Raw genomic sequence first — 22,200 nt, 5'->3', positions numbered from 1 at the left:
AGAAGCTCACTTTGTGCGGGTTTCAACATACTTTATGCTACGTTAGCTGCTTTCGATATAGAATCACTATTAGCTTCAATCATCTGCCTTGCCTACAGCATGTTGAATTCCCGCTGAAAGATCACTTGTATAATGGGATTGGTATAATATGGATTCAGATCCGGCTGCAAAAACTTCTACATCAAGGCTCTGTATTCGCAGTTACCCTTAAAAGTAAAAGACTCTGTATCGCACATACCAAGAGTATTGTTCTTTTTCGCTACTTGGTGATTGTTCTATTTTCTGTGGAAGAGGTGTTTATCGTATATTCTTCGTGGTCTTATGCTTCTTATGTGTTACCTGTTTGTTTATTTTTTTGTGTTTTTTGTGGTTTTTGTTTGGGTTAATGGTTAGTATTCTAGTGAGTCTGTATTGAGTCTATTGCTTTGGTTTTATGATTATTACTGACTCAACTCTAAATGGACAGGACGTTCAATATAGGTTCGATATTGATAACGGATATTGGTAGTAGCTTGTATGGACACAAGGGGAAGTGTTACTCGCTTTAAGTCAATTAAGGAAACAATCAATGGGCAAGTACCTTTTCACGCTGATGGTGGGCATTTGGTTTTACACCAACAATGCAGTTGCAAATGATGTCATGGATTATCTCACACCGCATTATCATAATAATTTAAGAAATTTTGGCGATCCCACAAAAGGCACTGCCTATGACATGGGAACAGAGTGGGTAAAATCCGCTTTTGATTTTGATAAGGGCTATGCACCGACACCCGGTGATAAGATAAATGAGATCACTGTGTATAAAGGAGGGGATCGTATTAAAGGTATTCGTATTGGCTACCTTTACGCTGAAGACGAAACTATGGGCGCGGTAGATGGGAATAATTATCGTACTGAAACTCTGGATCCCGACGAATATATTAAGTCCATTAAAATATTTACCAAAGAGAGTGGTCGTTTGGCTCGTTTATATCTTTGGACACAAAATGGCCGGCAAATGACTTGGGGGAGTAATAACGGCTATAAATATAAAATGGCAAATGTGTATACCTTTCCCAATGATCAGGTATTGGTTGGTTTTTGGGGGACCGTTGACTACGATGAAATCTGGAGTGTGAACCTCATCACTACGGGTTTAATTGAGCTTGAGTATGTTGGGATTACTTGGCATGAAGATCAAATTAGCAATTCATCTCAAGAAATGGTGACTTACTCGAGTAACATTGGGATTAATGATACTAATCTTGTTCAATCTAAACAGATGAGGCTGGGAATAACTGAAGGATATTCTGTTTCTGATTCGTATTCCACAACTGCAGGGATCACTATGGGGATGTCAGTCACCCTTGGCAGTGAAGCAAAAGCGGGAATATTAACATTGAAAGAAAGTGCCACTTGGAGCACCACAGCCAGCCTGTCTACCACTGTTGGCTCATCATCTACCGATAATCAGTCTTATACTAATACTATGGTTGAAACCATTGCCGTGAACCCTTATACCATTGCAGCAATGAAAGGCATTAATACCATGTATACTGCTGATTTTCCTTATACCATCACTTATCAAAATCCCTATGATGGCGCTGAGTTTGAAGTAAAGGGGGTTGTCAATGACGTGTACTTTTCAGAGGGGGAAAGTTTTTGGGCAAATATTGGTACCGTTAATCCTGACAGTGGCTTATTGACCATAGAGACAGAATGGATGGCGATCTTTGGTCACTATGATGGTACTTATGCACAGGATTATTTTTGATTAGCATTAATTATCATGAAAAATAACGCAGTGCTTGTTGGATTACCATGGCACTGCGTTACTTATTGACTTAGAGTGGTATTAGATTGGGTTTGGCATTAGATAAGTATTACTTAGATTGCTATTCGTTTATCTTTCTTTCAATCGCATCCATTAACATGCCGGTAATATCGACATCAAAAGCGGCTTCGATTTCCTTGATACAAGTGGGGCTGGTGACATTGATTTCAGTGAGTTTGTCACCGATCACATCTAGGCCGACGAAAATAAGCCCGCGTTTTTTAAGCTTCGGACCTAAAGTTTTGGCAATATGCCAGTCACTGTCTGACAAAGGTTGCGCGACACCGCGTCCTCCGGCGGCTAAATTGCCCCGAGTTTCACCTTGTTGAGGGATCCGCGCTAAAGAATAAGGCACAGGCTCACCATCAACCACTAAAATGCGTTTATCCCCTGCGGTAATATCGGGAATAAAAGCCTGGATCATTGCATATTCCTGCCCATGTTTGGTGAGGGTTTCGATAATAACACCCAAATTAGGATCGCTCTCTTTTACTCGGAAAATTGAGCTGCCACCCATGCCATCTAAGGGTTTAAGTATGATGTCTTTGTGTTTTTCATGAAAAGCACGAATGCGATTTTCATCACGAGTGACTAAGGTTTCTGGTGTAAATTCAGCGAACCAAGCAGTAAAGAGTTTTTCATTAGCGTCACGTAAACTTTGAGGCTTATTGACAATTAAAACGCCTTGCTCTTCTGCTCTTTCAAGCATGTAAGTGGCATAAATAAATTCGGTATCAAAAGGAGGATCTTTGCGCATTAAGATGACATCGAGATCGGCCAGTGGACAATCTTGCGCAGTGCCGAGCTGATACCAATTGCTTGCATCAGCAGTCACCGTCAGTGCACTCATATTGGCTCTTGCTTGACCATTGACCATGGCGAGATCTTTCATTTCCATATAAAACAATTGATAACCGCGTGCTTGTGCAGCTAATAGCATAGCGAAGCTGGAGTCTTTTTTGATATTGATATCACGGATGGGGTCCATCACTATACCCAGTTTGATCATAACGCGATTCCTTTATTTAATACATTTGATACGATGAAAATCTGTGCTGAAATAATTGTTCAATTAACTTAAGTCCCCGAACTTGAGTTGCAGTGCGCTAATGGCGCATAGTGCTGCCGTTTCTGTTCTTAATACTCTGGGGCCTAATAAAATATCGGTAAACTGGTGCTCGGCTGTCATCTTGATTTCGCTGTTTGATAAGCCGCCTTCTGGACCAATTAAGAGGCGAATGCGTTTTGTTGGTAATTTAAGTGCATTAATGCCATGACTGGCTCTGGGATGTAAATTCAGTTTAATGGCGTCGGATTTTTCACTGCACCAATCCGTTAAAGACATGGCTGGCCGCACGATAGGGACGTGACTGCGGCCGGATTGTTCACAAGCACTAATGACGATTTTTTGCCATTGCTGAATTTTTTTATCCAACCTCTCACCATGGAGTTTGACGCCACAGCGCTCAGAAAACAGTGGAGTGATGGTATTGACGCCCAGTTCAACGGATTTTTGTAAGGTAAAGTCCATTCTGTCGCCACGAGAGATCACTTGCCCTAAATGCAAGTTGAGGGGAGATTCACTTCGGTTTATTGTCGATGAGGTGATAAGGACAGTGACATTTTTTTTTGATGCGGCTTGAATGTTAGCTAAGTAGTCATTGCCATCACCATTAAACAAGCTGACTTGTTCACCTTCTGTCATACGCAGCACTCGTCCCACATGGACTGCTGCCTCTTCGTCCAGTTGACACTCTTGTGCTATGGTGAGCGGTGAGGAGTGATATATTCTTGGAATTCTCATAGAATTAATGCCTTACTTTGCTACTTTTTGTTGGCCGCCTTTAGGGCCACAGTGACGACTGACGAATGGATTATGATTGCCCTGAATTTTAGCAATTTCTTTGTCACGTTGACATTCCATTTTATCAACAGGGTAAGTCTTGTCCCAAGCATTAAACAATTTTAATTGGCTCTTTGCGATTGTGAGGCCATATTTTTTTTTCATATAGAGATAAGTGCGCGCGATTTTACCTCGAGTGTTGACAGGAGGCTCAACTTTTCGCGCTTTAAAATCGACAATCATATGGCATTGTCCGTATTGTTTGGCTTGACCATTCCATTGGCTGAAACGGAAATTACTGCGATCGCCGTTCACTTCTCCGATAGCTGGGACTAAGTTATGCAGATCGGCTTCCATTTTTCTAAATTCACTGTCTTGTTTACAGTTTTTACGTCCGCCTTCTTGCCAGCATTGCTTTTGATGACCAAACTCCCAGGCTGGGACTATGTGTTCCCACTCGATGCGCTCTGCACGGATTTTTTGTTTTCTGATTTGATAGCCGCAGCTGGAAAAATCAGGGTTCCATTTCTTGCCTTTAATATTAATGTCGCAACCGCAGTAAAAGCTAGTATGGGGTAATTGTGTCGCATACATTTTTTTGGCGAGCTTTTTGGCTTGAGTAAAGCTGCTAGGGTGAGCGGGAGAAGCGGTAGTGGTAGACGAGAAGCTCATTAGGCAAATCGTCAGTAAAGATGTTAAAAAAGCGGCTTTCAAATGAACTCCAAATGATGGACTTATGGTGTGTTAAATGAAGAGGATAATAAGGGATTGTCTTAGGCTGAGCAATGGATATTTTATTGTTTAATTTTATCGCCAACAGTTTACCTAATTATCTCTTTTTACGCTTAATATCCTTTTTATTAAAGGGGACTTAATTGGGTTTTACAACGGCGACAAAGGTATTGTGTTTGGCCTCTGACGACTTTGTTATGGCGGCGCAGAGATAGCTTGATTGTACCGCAATGGCATTGATAGAGAAATTGCGGTTGTGTTGAATCACTAATATCAAAATTATGGGTCGTTTGAGGAGAAAGGTTAAAAAGCTTCACCATGATATTTTGCCATTCTTTACCATGAGGTTTGACTTTTCCAAAGAGTTGATAAACCAGTAAGTGACTGACTTCGTGAGGGACAACTTCAGTTAAGAAAGCGTGGCTGTTATTCACTAATAACTTAGGATTAAATCTGAGATGATTGTGATGCAAGTGTGCCATGCCTGCACATTTTCCTCTAAGCTTAAAGCCAACTGTGGGCCTGGGAAAATGTAAGGCTAATTGCAACTCTGCCTCTTGATAGCAAACTTCGACTTTGTCGATAATCGCTTGCTGCAGCGGAGTGAGTACACCTGAAGCTGGCTGTAAACTTGGTGGTGTTGGCGCAATAGCTTGGTGCATTGTATATTGCGCTTTTTTGACCATTGATTTGAGTGTTTTCATTATCACTTTTTCATATTACATCATTAAAGACTGCAATGATTCTTGATGAGTAAAACGTTGATGAAAAAAATCAAGAAATGCTTTGATGCTAGTGGCAAGCTGTCGTTTGCTAGAATAGACGCCATAGACCTTAAAGGCTTCAATAGGCCAGTCAGGTAATAATGGCATCAAGCGCCCACTGGCTAACTCCCCTTGGCATACAGAGCGAGATAGCATAGCAATGCCAAAATCATCGAGTACCAGTTGTTTTACCATGACAGCACTGTTGACTCTGACCTTCTTTTTAAAATTGATCATAGTTTTGGCTTGGCCTTTGCCTAGCGGCCAAATGGGGGCTGAGCGAGAAGTCCCCAGTAAAATGCCTTGGTGTTGCGCTAAATCTTTTGGTGTTGCAGGTGTGCCGTGACTGCTTAAGTAATTAGGGCTGGCGACAAGGAGTGATTGACGCTCAAAGAGTAAGCGAGCGATTAAATCGGAAGACTGTAATGGCCCATATTTGATGGCAATGTCATAGCCTTCACCGACGAGACTGACGTCATTATCGGTGAATTGAACATCCAGTTCAATATTGGGGTAAAGGCGCATAAAACCGCTACACAGATGAGCGATGAGTTCTTGGCTAAAGGAAACGGGAATGGCAATACGTAGTGAGCCTGAGACATTATTATGGGTGTTTTCTATGGTCGCTTTGGCAGCTTCTAGCTCATCACTTATACTCGTACAGTGTTGAAAAAAAAGTGCACCGACTTGAGTCAGACTCAAACTGCGTGTATTTCGTTGAAGTAAGCGAACGCCCAGTTGCTCTTCAAGTTGGGCAACCTTACGGCTAATCGTTGATTTTGGCATGCCTGTTTCGCGAGCAGCTTGAGAGAATCCTTTCGCTCTAACAACGGCGGCAAACAGCATCATACCGTTTAAATCTGGCATCTTATTGTCACTGTCTCAAAAATGGAACAAAGCGTCTAGCTTAGTTTAATGGTATTTGACATGATAACAAAGTTATATTCACGGGCTAAAAATTTTTTTGAGGCTAAGCAGAGGATCTTTAGATGACCAGCACAGACAAGCCCACGAACCAGACTCAGGTCGTTAGCGCCGATCCGCTTTTTTTAAAAGCGGAACAATTGGCCAAAGACTTCTCATTATTTCCTGAGCACAGTAAGCAAACCTTGTCCGAAGAGATTAAGGGGCTTTTAAATGATGAAGCCATTGAAAGTAATCTAAAAAGTCTTTCTCAACTTGATGTTGATGAATACGTCACTAAGGTTATTCAGCCTACACAAGATAAAAACCGTTTTGGCGCAAAACGTGTTATTGCCGATCTGAAAGGCAAGCTGGTGACCGAAACCCATATTGGTTCTTTTTATAGTGCAGAGGTTGAGTTGAACTTTGGCTCTCGTGCGCGCCGTATTGGTTTCATCGCACAAGAGCGAACAACGGCCAATGGTGCTTGGATGCCAGAGCATCATTTAGCCGCGTGCAAAGCCATTCGTCATTTTGCTGAGCTGGGTATGCCAATTGTGTATCTTATCGATACACCCGGTGCCGATGCGGGCGAAATAGCCAATAGTCAAAACCAAGCTCATTCTATTTCAAAGGCGATTGCTGAAAGTGCCAATGTGGATGTGCCAACAGTCGGTATTGTTATTGGTGCCGGTTATTCTGGCGGCGCCATTCCTTTGGCTGCGGCGAATATCTTATTGTCACTACGTGATGGTATTTTTAATACTATTCAGCCTCAAGGCCTACAAAGTATCGCTCGAAAGTATAATTTATCTTGGCAAGAATGTGCCAAGTCTGTTGGCGTATCGCCAGAAGAGCTTTACACCGCTGGCTGCATTGACGGTATTATTGATTTCTCTCCAAGTGATAAAGATGAGCGTCAACATAACTTACGCCGAGCCATTATCAGCAGTATTGAAGCGATTGAGCAGGCAGCGATGCAGTTTGTGCGTGAATCTGATGATTTACGTGAGCATTATGACCGCAGTTTAGCGCGCTTTTTAAAACCTTCTAAAAGCTTAACGGCCTTAGAAGTGAATGCTGAATTGGCTGTTGCGACAAACCCAACCATGTATTTTAACTTGTTTGGTAGTGCTTATCGTTATTTACGTTATTTAACGCTTCGTAGCCGTATTCATTCGATTTCACAAGAGCAATATGGTCGTTTATCTAAGGTGAGTGTACCGGAAGGTGACTTACTTGAGCGGATTGCACAAGAACAACATCGTGTGTTCCAGTCTTGGTTATCAAGCCCAGATAAACTGGTTTATGATGAAGATCTAAATAAACTTTGGGGCAACTTTATTGCTAAGCGTGAAGACGTTTCAACAGAGCGTAATATGTTGACACGTTTCATTTTAGGTGAGCCGAAAGAGAATTATAAGAAGGCGCGTAAGGCGCTTATTTTCAATATTGGTTGGTCTCTTTTTCATCGCTGGAAAGGTAATGCAGAGAATAACTTTAAAGGTTTGATCCAACATCTTGAAAGTTTACCTGATGCCGTGAAACAAGCGGACTGGCCTGAGCTGAATAAATTAACGGTTCTTGATGTTATTCAGCATGAAGATTTACGTGAAGATTTTATTTGGCAATGTCGTAACATTCTTATTTTTAATGCTTTATATGACAATGTCGTGGGTAATTTAGCGTCGATTGCTAAAGAAGCTATGATGTCAAAAAGTTTGGCACGAGGTTCTGTTAATAATTTATTACACGACTCTATTGATTCGGCTATTTCGACTCAAGATGTACCGAATGACAAGAGTAAGTTTTATAAATGGTTGAAATATTTCATGTCTCAGTCAAATCGGGGTGAATTATTGACCCGTACTGAGCAATGGAAAAGTGTTGGATTCCCTCAATTAAATGACAGTTTGTTCGTTATTTTAACTTACTTCTTTGAGCGTTTATTGCCAGAATATTTCGACAGTGAAGAGGAAAGTAACGAATATACAGGTGCGATTAACCCTGTTCGAATTGGTCGCCGAAAAGATTTTTGGAACCGTTTGACAATGGGTTACCAAGATTTGTTGATCCAGAAAGTGCTACGTGATGAAAAACGTGCGGGTAAAATGACTTGGAGCGCTATCGTTGACAAATTCTTCACTCAATTTGAAGAAATTAATGGCGATAAAATTTCCGCTAACTTGTTGAACTTCCCAGGTTTTAGATTATCAATTGAAGATGCGTTAGACAGAGGCATTCGTCCTTGCGGTTTAATTACTGGCTTAGCGGATTTTGAAAGTGGTGATCAGCACATGCGCGTCGGTGTCGCTGTGTCTAATACGGCTTTCCAAGCGGGTGCATTTGATATGGCCAGTGCTGAAAAATTCAGTGCGCTATTAATTGAGTGTGCCAAGCGTAAGCTTCCTGTGATTTGTTTTATCAGTTCGGGTGGTATGCAAACCAAAGAAGGGGCGGCTGCACTTTTCTCTATGGCGGTGGTTAATGACAGGATCACTCGTTTCATTCGTGATAATGAGTTGCCTGTGCTCATGTTTGGTTATGGCGATTGTACCGGTGGCGCGCAAGCCAGTTTTGTGACGCATCCTTTGGTGCAGACTTATTATCTATCAGGGACGAATATGCCTTTTGCTGGGCAAATGGTTGTGCCTGCTTACTTGCCTTCGACTTCGACCTTGTCAAATTATTTGTCTAAAGTTCCAGGTGCGATGCACGGTTTAGTGACAAACCCATTTAGCAATACCATAGATGATCAGCTTTCAAGTATCGATCCTTTGATGCCAAAGCCGACAATGAATATTGAGAGTGTGATCTCTAATGCCTTGTCAACACTGGTTCCTGAAGCTTCTATTGCTGATCAAGAAATTGTGCAAGACGACCCACGTGGCTTGATGAAACCTATCAATAAAGTGTTGGTTCATGCTCGTGGCTGTACTGCGGTTAAGTTAATTCGTAAGGCCCATGATAACAATATCAATGTTGTTTTAGTGGCATCGGATCCTGACATGACATCCATTCCTGCTGATATGCTAAAAGCAAACGATAAGCTTGTGTGTATTGGTGGTAATACTTCTGATGAAAGTTATTTGAATGCCTATTCGGTATTAAAAGTCGCTGAATATGAGAATGTCGACGCACTTCATCCTGGTATTGGCTTCTTATCTGAAAGTCCACAATTTGCGGCATTATGTGTCAATAATGGTGTTAACTTCGTCGGTCCTAGCGTACAAAGCATGACAACAATGGGCAACAAGTCGAATGCCATTAAGACATCACAGTCTCAGAATGTCCCTGTCGTGCCAGGTAGCCATGGTATTTTAAATAATGCCGAGCAGGCGGTGAATGTGGCCAATGAGATTGGTTATCCTGTTCTGCTTAAAGCCGTACAAGGTGGTGGTGGTAAAGGTATTCAAGTTGTCGAACATCCCAGTGATATGATTGGGCTATTCCAACGGACTTCAACTGAGGCGGCGGCCGCATTTGGTAATGGTGACTTATACCTTGAGAAGTATGTGACTAGCTTGCGCCATATCGAAGTGCAACTCTTACGTGATCAATTTGGCAATACGAAAGTATTGGGTCTACGTGATTGCTCTGTACAGCGTAATAACCAAAAGGTCATTGAAGAGTCTGGTTCAACCATGTTGCCTGCGGATCTTCAAGAAAAAGTCCTTGAGTATACTCGTGCATTAGGTGATGCGACTGATTATATGGGAGCGGGTACCGTTGAGTTTATTTATAACCTTGACGAAAACGAAGTGTATTTCATGGAAATGAATACCCGTTTACAGGTTGAGCATCCTGTAACTGAAGCCACTTCAGGTATCGATATTGTTAGCGCCCAGTTTGATATTGCCGCAGGACGTTCAATTGAGAAGTTAGAGCCTGTATCTCAAGGTTATGCTATTGAAGTGCGTGTGACAGCTGAAAAAGCGGCATTGGACAGTGATGGTATTTTACAGCTGCAACCTAACCCTGGCATGATCACAGAATGTGTGATGCCAGAGCGGGACGATATAGAGATTATTTCTATTGCGGCCAGTGATAAGGAAGTTTCTCCTTATTATGATAGTTTGATTGCACAGATCATTTGTCGTGGCGAAAGTCGTGAGGATGTGGTCACTAAACTGTATGAATATTTAGATTCTGTCGTACTGAAAGGCATTGCCACTAACATTCCATTGTTGAAGCGTATTTTGAAAGATGAGACCTTCAATAAAGGTGTTTATGATACTAACTATTTACCACGTTTGATGGCTGAACTTGATATTCCAGAGTTGATTGCTGAGATGGAAGCCGCTGCCGATACTGTGAGTGTGGATACTGAGTCGTTGCGTGTTGGTGGTAGTAATGAGCTGAAAGTGTTAGCGCAAGGTGCCGGCATTTTCTATACTTCGCCAGCGCCAGGAGAAGCTGACTTTGTTAAAGAAGGGGATATCGTTACTGTTGATCAAACATTGGCATTAACAGAAGCGATGAAAATGTTCTCTCAAGTAACACTTGCAGGCTTTAACCGTCAAAATGCGGTACTTTATCCAGAAGATAAAAAATACAGTATCGAACGTATTCTTAATAGTAATGGCCAGCAAGTATCACAAAATGACTTGTTATTCGTCGTCTCCCCTATTGAGAGTTAATGAATAACAGAGGATTTATTTTCTAATTATTCATTGGAATGTAAGATAAATATCCACTTTAAGTCTTTTAAAGTGGATATTTTTTTACCTGATGTAGTTACAAATTGTTTTATTTGTAACTATTAGGTTTCTGTAATTATTTTTAATAATTATTTTTAACAAATAATTATCCAATATTTTTATTTTCTAATTATTTTTGATTCTTATGGTTTTTTATTGTCTTAATAATGTTTTGTTTTTGGCTTTACTGTAAATTGTAGGTGGTTTAAGTTTATTTATATGGTTTTTTTGTGTTATTATGCGTCATTATTTTTTGGGTATAAGAACACTCTGTTTCAATAACCAGTATCCTATTTCTAACAATAATTAATTTTTAATCGGTATTGAATACGACTTTTTAAGTATTCATGTTATTTCTTTGAGAGACACATTTGATGTACATATCTAATGTAAAGGCAAATCAACATCAGGATATTACTGATATTAATGGATTTAAACATGTAGGAGAAATTGCTGTTAAAGGCTGCCCTTACGATTTTATGCGTCGAGGTTTTTTCAGAAATGATATTCATGATTTTTACCTTTTTGGTAAGACTTCACCATTGACTTATATTATTTCAAGTACCTTGAATCGTTTCAAATCTTCTAATAATAATATTGGTCATGTTTATATAGAGTTAACCTTTTTCAATGATGACCATGGGGCTAGCCGCAATGGTACAGCTTGCGTTTCTATCGATTTAATCCGCAAAGAATTGAAAGTGATCTCAGCAAGAGATGTTGACAATAATCAGATCCCGACAGCAATTGATCAAGTTTCCGGTAATGATTTTGCTTTTTCATCTGAGATGAAAAAGAACAAATTTGAGACTTATATTCATTTCATGTTTGATATCAATAGGGATGCAATTCAAGATAGTATTGCTAGTGAATTTGATAGTATGGCTGAGGGTGGCATTTATACTTATCAATTGGACAGCGAAAAAGTGGGGTGACTTTTTCTGTTCTGAGTTAAAGCCATGTTGCTTGTACTCATTTTTTATAAAAATGTGATTATCGTGAGGGGGAGTGTCACTCCCCCCATAAATATTTGACTAGCCGTTTGGTTATTTCAATAATGGATGGTCTTCAGGCAATTGTCGGCTTATCCATAAAATCAGCTTATGCTTCATATTGGGGCCATCTTCCTTGTCAGTGGCAAGGGGCTGGATGAGTTTATCTTTGACGAGAAGGCGATAAATACACTCTACTTTATCTTTAGAGGAAATACCTTTATCAAAATCAGCATATCCTCTTTTTTTAGCATAACCAACACCAATCTCTATTGCGAGTTTTAACAGTTTTCCATCATTTTTTCCTGTTTTCATATGTTGTTTCCCTGTTTGTCGCTATGTGCGTAAGCTGTAGCTGATTGATACAAGTAATCGATAGACTTTACTCGGCTGAGATATCATTATTTAACAATATCAAAGTGTTACTCTTCTAAAGAATAAGGTAATGTTTGAATGTTTAAAAGGGCTTGATGATCGCCTTTAAAGCGTAAAATGGCGTCATTAGGCGTATCATTTGCCAAAACTGCTGTTAATAATACCTTGTTACCTTCTTGCACATATTCAATTATTTTTCCTGCATTACGGTAATTTTCTTCATCTAAGGCAATTTCTAATTGACTTTCTAGCGAGATATTTTGCTCTGTGGAGCCTGAAATAATGTAGAGTGCACGTTTATTACCACCTCGATACTTCATTCTCGCAATGGTTTCTTGTCCCATGTAACAACCTTTTGTAAAACTAATGCCATTGATGGCCTGTAAGTTGCACATTTGTGGAACGAATAATCCTTGGTGGATCAGATCGAGATTAGGATAGCCCGCACTGATCTCAAGTGCTTGCCATGTTTCTTTGGTGGACAATATCCCTTCATTATTATCAATAATACTCTTGGCTTCATCAGTTGGAAGCATGAGAATAAAACCATGACCATCTCGAAGAATAATAGTGTTGTTTAGAGGGGTGATGTTAGAAGTGATATCACCAAATTGCTCTGTTATCCAAGCTGATGCCTGTGTACCACTGATCCCAAGCAGCCTATATTCATTATGTACTTCGGTGATTTCCACTTGACTGAATACCGCATATTTAGCAAGTTGTTCTAGGTCAGCTTTTAGTGTTGTTTTAGGCATTAGTAGTAGTAACGCATCATTGAAGTTAAACGCGCGAAAACTGGCTAACATTTTGCCTTTGGGATCGCAGTGTGCACCCCAGTGCCATTGGTCTTTTCCTAAGGTTTCAATATCGGTTGTAACTTGCCCTTGAATAAAGCTATGTCGTTGCTCTCCTGTGATTTTCATTAGGCCGAAATGAGTGAGTGGACTAATGCGAAGTTGAGTGGAGGATAGTGTTTCGTTGGGTTGTGTGAGAAGGCTATTCATTGGGCTTCCGACATTTCATCTATTTGCAAGTGTATCGATTGTAACCTTAATTGAGCTAGGTGCAATATCTAAAAATAAAAGCACTCAAAAGAGTGCTTGATTAGAAAGAGTGATTAACGCAATATTCGAGCTCGAATTGTGCCTTCAATGAGTTTTACTTGTTCTAAGGCTTTATTGCCTTGATCTGAGTCAACTTCCATGACCACATAACCGATGTTAGCCGTTGTTTGTAAGTACTGCGCAGCGATGTTAATGCCTTGCTCAGAAAAAGCTTGGTTAATTTTAATTAAAATACCAGGCTTATTGTGGTGAATATGCAGTAAACGTGAGGTTCCAGAATGCTGTGCTAGCGACACTTCAGGGAAATTGACGGCTGTCATTGTTGAGCCATTATCTGAGTATTTGGCTAATTTACCCGCAACTTCTATACCTATGTTTTCTTGTGCTTCTAATGTGCTACCGCCGACATGTGGTGTCAAAATGACATTATCGAATCCACGTAGTGGACTGATAAATTCATCCTTGTTGGATTTTGGTTCAACGGGGAACACATCGATGGCGGCGCCAGCAAGGTGCTCTGATTTAATTGCATCCGCAAGGGCTGGAATATCAACGACAGTACCGCGAGAAGCGTTAATAAAGATACTGCCTTTGCGCATTTGAGTAAATTCTTGCTCGCTTATCATGTTCTTTGTTTGTGGTGTTTCTGGAACATGTAAACTGATCACATCGGCATTGGACAGCAGCGTTTCGAGGGAATGGACTTGCTGTGCATTGCCTAAAGGTAATTTATCTTCAATATCAAAGAAGATAACTTGCATGCCTAAGGTTTCTGCTAAAATACCTAATTGCGTGCCAATATGGCCATAGCCAATAACACCTAAGGTTTTACCACGGGCTTCAAAACTGCCAATGGCATTTTTAAGCCATTCACCTCGATGAGCCGCAGCATTTCGCTTAGGGATCCCTCGTAATAACATGATGGCCTGGCCCAGTACGAGTTCAGCAACACTTCGAGTATTGGAAAAAGGTGCATTAAATACTGGAATACCCCGTTTCTCAGCGGCTTTTAGATTGACTTGGTTAGTGCCGATGCAAAAGCAGCCAATACCGACTAATTTTTCGGCCTTGTTGAGCACCTCTTCAGTCAATTGAGTACGGGAGCGTAATCCAACAAAATGCGCATCTTTAATCGCTATTTGTAAAGCTTCTTCTCCTAAAGAGGCTTTATGGTATTCAATATTGGTGTAGCCAGCGCGTTGAAACACGTCAATAGCCGATTGATGAACGCCTTCTAATAACAGGATCTTGATTTTATCCTTTTCCAGCGAGTATTGCGCCATGATGTGAGTACCTTTTAAGTGTGTTGGTTTCTGCGAATATCAGCTATAAAGTAACATTTTTTATTTACAGTGTGGAGGGCTGGATGGCTAAAGTATTTGTTTTACATTTAGAACAATATTATCTAAGGAGGAATCATATTGAATAACAAGATCTTATGGTTAACAACTTACTTTGTGGTTTTGATATGGTCTGGCATAAATCCTAAAGATCAATTTACGTGGTTTTTAGAAGTACTGCCCGCGATTATTGCCTTACCTATCTTATTTTTTACTTTTAAAATTTTCAAATTAACAACACTATCTTATGGATTAATTTTGCTTCACTGTATCATTCTAATGGTCGGAGGTCATTATACTTACGCTGAAGTGCCTCTATTTGATTGGGTGGCAGAGGTGACAAATAAGGGACGTAATAATTATGACAAGCTAGGGCATCTGGCTCAGGGATTTGTTCCCGCAATGTTGGCGAGAGAAGTGTTTATTCGTTTAAATGTTATCAAGGAAAGTTATTGGCGACCTTTTTTGATCTGTTGTTTTGTTTTAGCCTTGTCAGCTTTTTATGAGTTAATTGAGTGGTGGGTTGCTGTTGGAACTGGAGAAGGCGCCGAAGCGTTTTTGGGTACACAAGGTTATATTTGGGATACACAGTCAGATATGTTGATGGCACTGTTGGGTGGCATATTGGCGTTGGTGACGCTTTCTCGCTATCAAGATAGACAAATAGTGGCTTTAAAAAATGAGTGATTAAAGGTGTAATAGGGCTTTACTTAAGCTGGGTATGATACCCATTTGGGTAAAGTTCTCGTCCTGTCCTATACTAAAGATTAGTTGTTAATCTTATTCTTGGAAATGGATCCTTCCTCGCTGAAGCCAAAGGTAAAGAGTATGGAAGATATCGATGAATTGGTGTTTCTTCATCAAATGACGTCCCCCTGCCATTTGGCTATTCTTGCTGAATCTATTGGTTTTAAAACTCGAGTCGTGAGTAAAGTTGAGCAACTTGAAGTGGAAAACAAAAGTCGCTTTTATCTGATTGCTCAGCAAAAAGCAGCGTTAAATAATAATGGCATACCATTAGCGGCCGTGAAACTTGTGCAGCATGTGCCTGTGGCGCTATATTGTGTCGATAGAGATACACTAGATTCAGAATCCGCACTCATGTTAGGTATTCGAGGTGTCTTGTTTGCCGATCAAAGAATGGATCTGTTATTAACCGCATTGCGTAAAATGATAGCAAATGAACTTTGGTATGAGAGGCCGCTATTAAGTAAAGTTTATCGGCATTTAATTGAGCAGTCTGATTCGGCAGCGGGATTATCACCTCAATCGGTTGCAGCGTTGCACTTGTTAACAACTCGAGAAAAAACGATTATTCAATTAGTGGCCAGTGGTGCAAGAAATAAAGAAATTGCAGAGCGTCTTTGTATCAGTGAACATACAGTAAAGGCGCACTTGTCGTCTATTTATCGCAAAACAGAGTCAAGGAATCGTGTTGAATTATTACGCTGGGCACAAACATTTCAAAGTCATTTTTAGCTGTTATTTTCTCTTCAATGCATTTTTTCTTATTATTACTGAATAATTTTCAATCACCATATAGATTATTTAAATTTATATTTAAACTTTTATTTATAAAGAATATCGCGATAGACTCACGATTGCTTTTAATGAATATTAGCAATAAATTATTTACATTCATATTGTTAAGTTTTAATTCTCATTTGTAATAACATTTATTTCTTCTGTTACTTGATCCCTTAATACTCTTCTTTTATTCATGTACTCGTTATTTTTAATGTAAATTTATTGTTGTGTTCTTTTTTTTGTTAATCAAGTCTGTGACAATTATTTTACGCCCAACCTAAAAATGGGTGACAAAATAATAAAAGCAGTAGGGTTGATAAAATGAAATTTAAAACAAAAAGAAGCATTGCTTCACTCGCCGTGGCTGCGGTGTTGCCAAGTTTGGTACAAGCTGAGATTATCATTAGCGAATATGTTGAGGGGAGCAGTTATAATAAAGCGATAGAGCTTTATAATACGGGGGAAACCAGCGCGGATTTAACGGGTTATTCTATCGTTCGATATAAAGATGGTGCTACTGATCCTAGTGATGCCATTTCTCTTGATGGGCAGCAAATAGCGGCTGGTGCAATCAAGGTGATAGCGCATGGCAGCGCTGATCTAGGATTAGCTGAAGATGTTGATACGATTACGAAGAGCCTTAATTTTAATGGCGGTGATGCTGTTGCACTGCTAAATGGTGATACCGTTATCGATATTGTTGGCAGTGTTCCCACACCTTCGAGTTGGGGTAAAGATGTCACATTACAGAGGCACTCTGATGCGTTAGCTGCCAATACTGTATTTGATGAAACTCAGTGGAGTAGCCTAGCCAAGGATACTTTTTCAGGGTTAGGAACAGTCGGTGATACCGATACTGATGAACCCGTTGAAGATCCTTTTACTTGTGAAGGTGCGACTCTGACTCCCATTTATACTGTGCAAGGCGCTGGAGAGTCGAGTCCACTGATTGCACAAGGAAGTTATGAGTCAACAGATGAAGTCACCATTAAAGGTGTGGTGACTGCTCGTGGGGAAAGTCTATTTAAAGGCTTTTATTTGCAAGACGTTGAAGGTGACGGCCTGAGTGAGACATCGGATGGTATTTTTGTTTATTTAAATGAAGCTGCGCCGAATACCATTCAGCCAGGTGTTGAAGTTTGCGTACAAGGCTTAGTAAAAGAATATTATGGCCTGACTCAAATAGACATTAAAGATGATAAGAAAATGGAAGTGGGTGAACAAGGTGAGATCCTTGCCGCCACCGCTTTTTATGTGTCCGAAGGTGAAAGTTTGGATGAAGCGTTAGAGCGTTTTGAAGGCATGAATGTCAAACTGGATTTGGCAAGTGAAATGAAGGTCACACGAAACTTCAGTTTCGATTACGATTCTTATCGTAATAATATGGTATTGTCCCATAAAGCCCCTTTAATGAAACCAACACAGGTGTACCCTGCTCTGTCTGAAGAGGCCATTGCGTTAGCAGAAGCAAACAGTAAAAATCAGCTCATTGTCGAATCCGATTTTAAAGCCGACGCTGGCGTGGTGCCTTATTTTGATAATTTCAATGCTGAGACAGGTTATATCCGTATTGGCGATCAGCTGGTGAATTTAGAAGGGGTGATCAGTTACAGTTATGATCAGTATCGTCTCGTTGCCACCAATACTCTTGTTGAAACCGATTTTATTCACCTTGATGATAGATTGGAGACACCTTCGGCTGCAACCTTAGGTGATATTCGTGTTGCCAGCTTTAATGTATTAAATTTCTTCAACGATGCCATCGATGGCGATGCCAATCCTACTGGCAGTAATCGCGGCGCTGAATCGGAAGAAGAGATGATTTTGCAGCGCACTAAAATCGTAAATGCGTTGCTTGCCATGAATGCCGATATTGTTGGTTTAATGGAAATTGAAAATAATGGCTTTGGCGAAAACAGCGCCATTCAACATTTACTAACGGCATTAAATAGCGAACTTGATGAAGAAGATCAGTATCAGTTTATTGAAATCGCTGATAGTGATAAATATGATGGCAAGTATTTAGGCTCAGATGCCATTGCGGTAGGGTTGTTATATCGCAGCGCAAAAGTAACACCAGAAGGTGAGGCTTTTGTGATTGAAACGCCAGAGCAACATGCGGCAGAAGGCATTGTTAGTCGTGGTGAGGGCGATGATGCAGAGAATAATCCTGCTTATGATAAGTATCAGCGCCACAGTTTAGGGCAAACTTTCCTTGTAAATGATGAACCACTTACGGTTGTTGTGAATCATTTAAAATCAAAAGGTTCTGCTTGCCTAGAGGATTGGATTGCCGGTGAGGATGAAGCCGATCCTGCTGATTTACAAGGTCGCTGTAATGAATTTCGCGTCTCTGCTGCAACGGTTATCGGTGAGGCATTAAAAACAATTGAAGGCGATATTCTGGTTATTGGTGATATGAATGCCTATGGCCTAGAAGATCCTATTCGTGTGTTAACAGACTTTGATGCGAGTACATCGAGTCATGACATTTATACGGCATCGCACACCACATTAGCGGGCGAAGTGTTTGATGCCCAAAAACGTAAAATTGAGCAAGGTTATGGCTTTATTAATCTAAATACTCAAGCTCACGGCACTTCGACTTATTCTTATACTTACAGTGGCGAGCTAGGTAATTTGGATCACGCCTTAGGTAATGCTAGTGTCGCTGAGCGTATGGTAGCGATTGAAGATTGGCATATTAACTCCCTTGAGTCGACAATGTTTGAGTACACCAGTGAGTATACCGGTTCCCTTGTGAAGTCTGAAAATGCTTTTTCTGCATCGGATCATGATCCTGTGATTATTGCGCTGAGTTATACAGGATCTGAGCCAGAACCAGAACCAGAGCCAGAGCCGGATCCAGACCCAGTAACGGACCCAGTAACGGATCCTGTAGCAGATCCCGTAACGGAATCCGAACCTGAGGAAGAAGAAACTAGTGAGGCGAAAAGCGACGACGGGGGAGCATTAGGTTTTCTTGGTCTAGGTTTGTTGTCGATATTAGGCTTCTTACGTAGAAAGCACTAATAAATTTGCAAAGAGTCAGTTTTTACATAGTGTTTATTTAAAGGGAGCCTATTGCTCCCTTTCTTTTGTTTGAATTTCATTCAGTTAACTGTGTGGCAGGTTTTTTTCATTTTTGTTCTATTCTTAATCAACTAATTGTTTTATCGCATCTTTTATTTTATTTAACTTTACCCTTTCATTTGTCGCCTTTAAAAATATTAAATTTTACCTTTTTTTAACAGTTAAAGTCTGTGACAATCCCGTTCACGCTCAACACACAATGGGCGATTTAATGATAAAAACTGGGGTTGAAACAAACATGCATAACACAAAGATCACCATTATTTCGGCGGCTGTTGCCGCTATGTTGCCCACAATGGCACAGGCTGATGTTTTCATTACTGAATATGTTGAGGGAAGTGCGAGTAATAAAGCCATTGAGCTTTATAATTCCGGTGAAGTCGCGGTTGATTTATCGACTTATAGTATTGCTCGTTATAAAGATGGTGCGACAGAGTTAAGTGATGCGATTTCTCTTTCTGGTGAGATTGCGCCAGGTGCGGTAAAAGTCATTGCTCATCCTAATGCAGACTTAGGGCTCGACGCATCGGTTGACGTGTTAGAAGGAAGCTTAACATTTAATGGTGGTGATTCAGTTGGCCTATTAAACGGCGATATTGTTGTAGATGTGGTGGGTGATGTCCCTGCCGACAGTGGTTGGGGTAAAGATGTCACCTTAGCGCGCAGCAGTGATGTGACGAGTGGCAGTACCACTTTTATTGAGAGTCAGTGGACAGCCTTAGACAAAGATACCTTTTCTGGACTAGGCACTTTTGCTGGTGCCGCTGGCGGTGATACGCCCATTGAAACGCCTGTAGAGGAAGTGCCTTTTACTTGTGAGGGGCAAACAATACTGCCTATTTACACTGTTCAAGGCTCGAGCGCTTATAGCCCCTTTGTGACCAAAGATGATGCGCTTACTCTGGATGAGCAGCAATTGCAGTCCGATACCGAAGTCACGGTTAAAGGCATAGTGACTGCACGGGGTGAGAGTTTATACAAAGGTTTTTATTTACAAGATGCAACTGGCGATGGAATTGCTGAAACCTCTGACGGTATTTTTGTTTATTTAGGCGAAGCCGCCCCTGAGAGCATTCAACCTGGGGTTGAAGTGTGTGTGCAAGGTTTAGTGAAGGAATACCATGGCCTGACCCAAATTGATATCAAAGATGAGCAAAAAATGGAAGTGGGCGAGCAAGGTGATGTGCTTGCCGCCACGAGTTTTTATGTCAATGAAGGTGATAGCCTAGCCGAAGCGCTGGAGCGTTTTGAAGGCATGAAGATTAAGCTTGAAGCCACCAGTGAGTTATTAGTGAGTCGCAGCTTTAGTTATGATTATGATGCGGGTCGTAACAACATGGTGCTATCACATAAAGCGCCTTTAATGAAGCCGACACAAGTGTATGCCCCATTATCAGAAGAGGCTATTGCTTTAGCCGGGGCGAATAGCCAAAATCAATTGTTTGTTGAATCAGATTATAAAGCCGATGCGGGTGAAATCCCTTATTTTAGTGAGTTTAATGCTGAGACTGGCTATATTCGTGTGGGAGATACCATTGCCGATATCGAAGGTGTGGTTGGCTATGGCTTTAATCAATATCGTTTAGTGGTCACCAATGCATTGGAAGAAACGCACTTTATTCATAATAACGATAGAGTTGAAATTCCAGAGACGGCTTCATTAGGTGATATTCGTGTTGCCAGTTTTAATGTGCTGAATTTCTTTACCAATGCCATTGATGGCGATGCCAATCCATCTGAGGGCAATAGTAATCGTGGGGCGACTGGTGTAGCAGAAATGCTTCTTCAGCGCACGAAAATTGTCAATGCTATTTTGGCCATGAATGCCGATATTGTTGGCTTAATGGAAATTGAAAATAATGGTTTTGGTGATAACAGTGCCATTCAAAATCTATTAACAGCGTTAAATGCCGAACTTGATAAAGATCAAGCTTATCAATTTATTGAGATCACCGATGCGGACAAAAAAGACGGCCAATATTTAGGCTCAGATGCCATTACGGTGGGCATGCTATATCGTCCAAATACAGTGACACCTGCAGGGGATGCCTTTGTCATTGAAACACCTGAGCAACATGCAGCAGCAGGCGTGGTTAGTCGTGGCGAGGGTGATAATGCAGAGAATAACCCTGAATATGAAAAATATCAGCGCCATAGTTTAGGTCAAACTTTTACTGTTAATGATGAAAGCTTAACGGTTGTTGTGAACCATTTTAAATCTAAGGGCTCAGCTTGTTTAGAAGATTGGTTAGCGGGGGAAGAAACGGAGGATCCAGTTGATCTACAAGGGCGTTGTAATGAGTTTCGTGTATCAGCGGCGACTGTAATTGGCGATGCCTTAAGTGAGGTCGAAGGGGATATTCTGATTATCGGTGATTTGAATGCTTATGGCATGGAAGATCCGGTTCGAGTGTTAACCGACTATGACGCTGAAACTTCAGAAAATGCAATTTATACTGCTTCTCACACCACATTAGGGGGTGAGCCTTTTGATGTCGAAGGTCGCGAGATCAAGCAAGGCTACGGCTTTATTAATCTAAATACTCAAGCTCACGGTGCCGCGACTTATTCGTACACTTATAATGGCGAGTTAGGTAATCTGGATCATGCTTTAGGTAATGCCAGTGTCGCTGAGCGTATGGTTGCCATTGAAGATTGGCATATCAATTCGGTTGAGTCGAATCTGTTTGAATATTCAAGTAAGTATACTGGAAAATTAGAAAAATCTTATAATGCCTTTTCTGCATCAGATCACGATCCTGTGATTATAGCGTTAGATTATACAGAGGAAGCGCCAGAGATTGAGCCAGAGCCTGATACGGGCACTAAACCGACGAGTGACGGTGGATCGCTGGGCTTCTTAGGCTTGGGCTTATTATCCTTATTTGGACTTTCACGTCGTAAGCGTTAATCACACGCCTTTATCGATAATCATGTGTATTAATGCGTTATAGAAATAGGGAGCCATAGGCTCTAATGCCGATCATTTAACGATTTATTGATCGGTTGACTGATCGTTTAAATGCGTCAAAATCCGAGTCCTATCTCTAG

At 40.8% G+C, this 22,200-nt stretch carries 15 protein-coding genes; 7 read left to right on the top strand and 8 right to left on the bottom strand.

Translation table 11 applies throughout. From position 1 onward, the window contains the following. Positions 1-568: 568 nt before the first annotated feature. A complete protein-coding gene (locus Q0791_RS17600) occupies positions 569-1,756 on the top strand; it encodes a jacalin-like lectin (protein ID WP_299009129.1) in 1,188 nt (395 codons plus the stop codon). A 121-nt stretch (positions 1,757-1,877) separates the two neighbouring features. On the opposite strand, the gene gshB is transcribed toward Q0791_RS17600, so the two are convergent. The 5 genes from gshB to Q0791_RS17575 all read right to left on the bottom strand — a co-directional run bounded on the left by gshB (position 1,878) and on the right by Q0791_RS17575 (position 6,022). Beyond that, complete coding sequence (gene gshB / locus Q0791_RS17595; RefSeq protein ID WP_299009126.1) at positions 1,878-2,825, bottom strand: glutathione synthase; 948 nt, start codon at positions 2,823-2,825, stop codon at positions 1,878-1,880. A gap of 63 nt (positions 2,826-2,888) precedes the next feature. Further along, positions 2,889-3,620, bottom strand: a complete 732-nt coding sequence (gene rsmE / locus Q0791_RS17590; RefSeq protein ID WP_299009123.1) for a 16S rRNA (uracil(1498)-N(3))-methyltransferase — start codon at positions 3,618-3,620, stop codon at positions 2,889-2,891. 12 nt (positions 3,621-3,632) lie between these two features. Continuing rightward, a complete protein-coding gene (locus Q0791_RS17585; RefSeq protein WP_299009145.1) occupies positions 3,633-4,331 on the bottom strand; it encodes an endonuclease in 699 nt (232 codons plus the stop codon). 188 nt (positions 4,332-4,519) lie between these two features. Next, complete coding sequence (locus Q0791_RS17580) at positions 4,520-5,095, bottom strand: SprT family zinc-dependent metalloprotease (protein WP_299009120.1); 576 nt, start codon at positions 5,093-5,095, stop codon at positions 4,520-4,522. A 15-nt stretch (positions 5,096-5,110) separates the two neighbouring features. Beyond that, positions 5,111-6,022 carry a LysR family transcriptional regulator gene (locus Q0791_RS17575; protein WP_299009118.1) on the bottom strand — a complete coding sequence of 304 codons (912 nt, stop codon included), beginning with the start codon at positions 6,020-6,022 and terminating at the stop codon, positions 5,111-5,113. A 122-nt stretch (positions 6,023-6,144) separates the two neighbouring features. On the opposite strand from Q0791_RS17575, the gene Q0791_RS17570 reads away from it, so the two are divergent. Both Q0791_RS17570 and Q0791_RS17565 read left to right on the top strand, forming a co-directional pair. Next, entirely contained in the window at positions 6,145-10,698 is a 4,554-nt protein-coding gene (locus Q0791_RS17570) for a biotin carboxylase N-terminal domain-containing protein (protein WP_299009115.1), read from the top strand. A gap of 434 nt (positions 10,699-11,132) precedes the next feature. After that, complete coding sequence (locus Q0791_RS17565; RefSeq protein WP_299009113.1) at positions 11,133-11,693, top strand: hypothetical protein; 561 nt, start codon at positions 11,133-11,135, stop codon at positions 11,691-11,693. 111 nt (positions 11,694-11,804) lie between these two features. Here Q0791_RS17565 and Q0791_RS17560 read toward each other — a convergent pair whose 3' ends face one another. The 3 genes from Q0791_RS17560 to serA all read right to left on the bottom strand — a co-directional run bounded on the left by Q0791_RS17560 (position 11,805) and on the right by serA (position 14,472). Beyond that, positions 11,805-12,065, bottom strand: a complete 261-nt coding sequence (locus Q0791_RS17560; protein ID WP_299009111.1) for a DUF5062 family protein — start codon at positions 12,063-12,065, stop codon at positions 11,805-11,807. Positions 12,066-12,172: 107 nt separating this feature from the next. Next, complete coding sequence (gene ygfZ, locus Q0791_RS17555) at positions 12,173-13,129, bottom strand: tRNA-modifying protein YgfZ (protein ID WP_299009108.1); 957 nt, start codon at positions 13,127-13,129, stop codon at positions 12,173-12,175. 113 nt (positions 13,130-13,242) lie between these two features. Continuing rightward, a complete protein-coding gene (gene serA / locus Q0791_RS17550; protein ID WP_299009106.1) occupies positions 13,243-14,472 on the bottom strand; it encodes a phosphoglycerate dehydrogenase in 1,230 nt (409 codons plus the stop codon). A gap of 138 nt (positions 14,473-14,610) precedes the next feature. Between serA and Q0791_RS17545 the strand changes: the two genes are divergently transcribed. From Q0791_RS17545 to exeM (Q0791_RS17530), 4 genes are all read left to right on the top strand, one after another. After that, on the top strand, positions 14,611-15,216 hold the full coding sequence (locus tag Q0791_RS17545) for a DUF2238 domain-containing protein (protein WP_299009103.1): 606 nt from the start codon (positions 14,611-14,613) through the stop codon (positions 15,214-15,216). Between the two features lie 141 nt (positions 15,217-15,357). Continuing rightward, complete coding sequence (locus tag Q0791_RS17540; RefSeq protein ID WP_299009101.1) at positions 15,358-16,008, top strand: response regulator transcription factor; 651 nt, start codon at positions 15,358-15,360, stop codon at positions 16,006-16,008. Between the two features lie 369 nt (positions 16,009-16,377). Next, entirely contained in the window at positions 16,378-19,089 is a 2,712-nt protein-coding gene (gene exeM, locus Q0791_RS17535) for an extracellular exonuclease ExeM (protein WP_299009099.1), read from the top strand. Between the two features lie 271 nt (positions 19,090-19,360). Continuing rightward, entirely contained in the window at positions 19,361-22,060 is a 2,700-nt protein-coding gene (exeM, locus tag Q0791_RS17530; RefSeq protein WP_299009097.1) for an extracellular exonuclease ExeM, read from the top strand. Positions 22,061-22,200: the final 140 nt, after the last annotated feature.

This window comes from uncultured Shewanella sp. (assembly GCF_947495455.1).
Taxonomy (GTDB): Bacteria; Pseudomonadota; Gammaproteobacteria; order Enterobacterales; family Shewanellaceae; genus Shewanella.
Note: the sequence above shows the minus strand (reverse complement) of the source record. Positions and strands in the feature narration are given on the sequence as shown.

Bases quoted from the DNA above. Each gene is read 5' to 3' on its own strand.
- Q0791_RS17600 (WP_299009129.1), top strand. From the start codon at position 569: ATGGGCAAGTACCTTTTCACGCTGATGGTGGGCATTTGGTTTTACACC.
- gshB (WP_299009126.1), bottom strand. From the start codon at position 2,825: ATGATCAAACTGGGTATAGTGATGGACCCCATCCGTGATATCAATATC.
- rsmE (WP_299009123.1), bottom strand. From the start codon at position 3,620: ATGAGAATTCCAAGAATATATCACTCCTCACCGCTCACCATAGCACAA.
- Q0791_RS17585 (WP_299009145.1), bottom strand. From the start codon at position 4,331: ATGAGCTTCTCGTCTACCACTACCGCTTCTCCCGCTCACCCTAGCAGC.
- Q0791_RS17580 (WP_299009120.1), bottom strand. From the start codon at position 5,095: ATGAAAACACTCAAATCAATGGTCAAAAAAGCGCAATATACAATGCAC.
- Q0791_RS17575 (WP_299009118.1), bottom strand. From the start codon at position 6,022: ATGCCAGATTTAAACGGTATGATGCTGTTTGCCGCCGTTGTTAGAGCG.
- Q0791_RS17570 (WP_299009115.1), top strand. From the start codon at position 6,145: ATGACCAGCACAGACAAGCCCACGAACCAGACTCAGGTCGTTAGCGCC.
- Q0791_RS17565 (WP_299009113.1), top strand. From the start codon at position 11,133: ATGTACATATCTAATGTAAAGGCAAATCAACATCAGGATATTACTGAT.
- Q0791_RS17560 (WP_299009111.1), bottom strand. From the start codon at position 12,065: ATGAAAACAGGAAAAAATGATGGAAAACTGTTAAAACTCGCAATAGAG.
- ygfZ (WP_299009108.1), bottom strand. From the start codon at position 13,129: ATGAATAGCCTTCTCACACAACCCAACGAAACACTATCCTCCACTCAA.
- serA (WP_299009106.1), bottom strand. From the start codon at position 14,472: ATGGCGCAATACTCGCTGGAAAAGGATAAAATCAAGATCCTGTTATTA.
- Q0791_RS17540 (WP_299009101.1), top strand. From the start codon at position 15,358: ATGGAAGATATCGATGAATTGGTGTTTCTTCATCAAATGACGTCCCCC.
- exeM (WP_299009099.1), top strand. From the start codon at position 16,378: ATGAAATTTAAAACAAAAAGAAGCATTGCTTCACTCGCCGTGGCTGCG.
- exeM (WP_299009097.1), top strand. From the start codon at position 19,361: ATGATAAAAACTGGGGTTGAAACAAACATGCATAACACAAAGATCACC.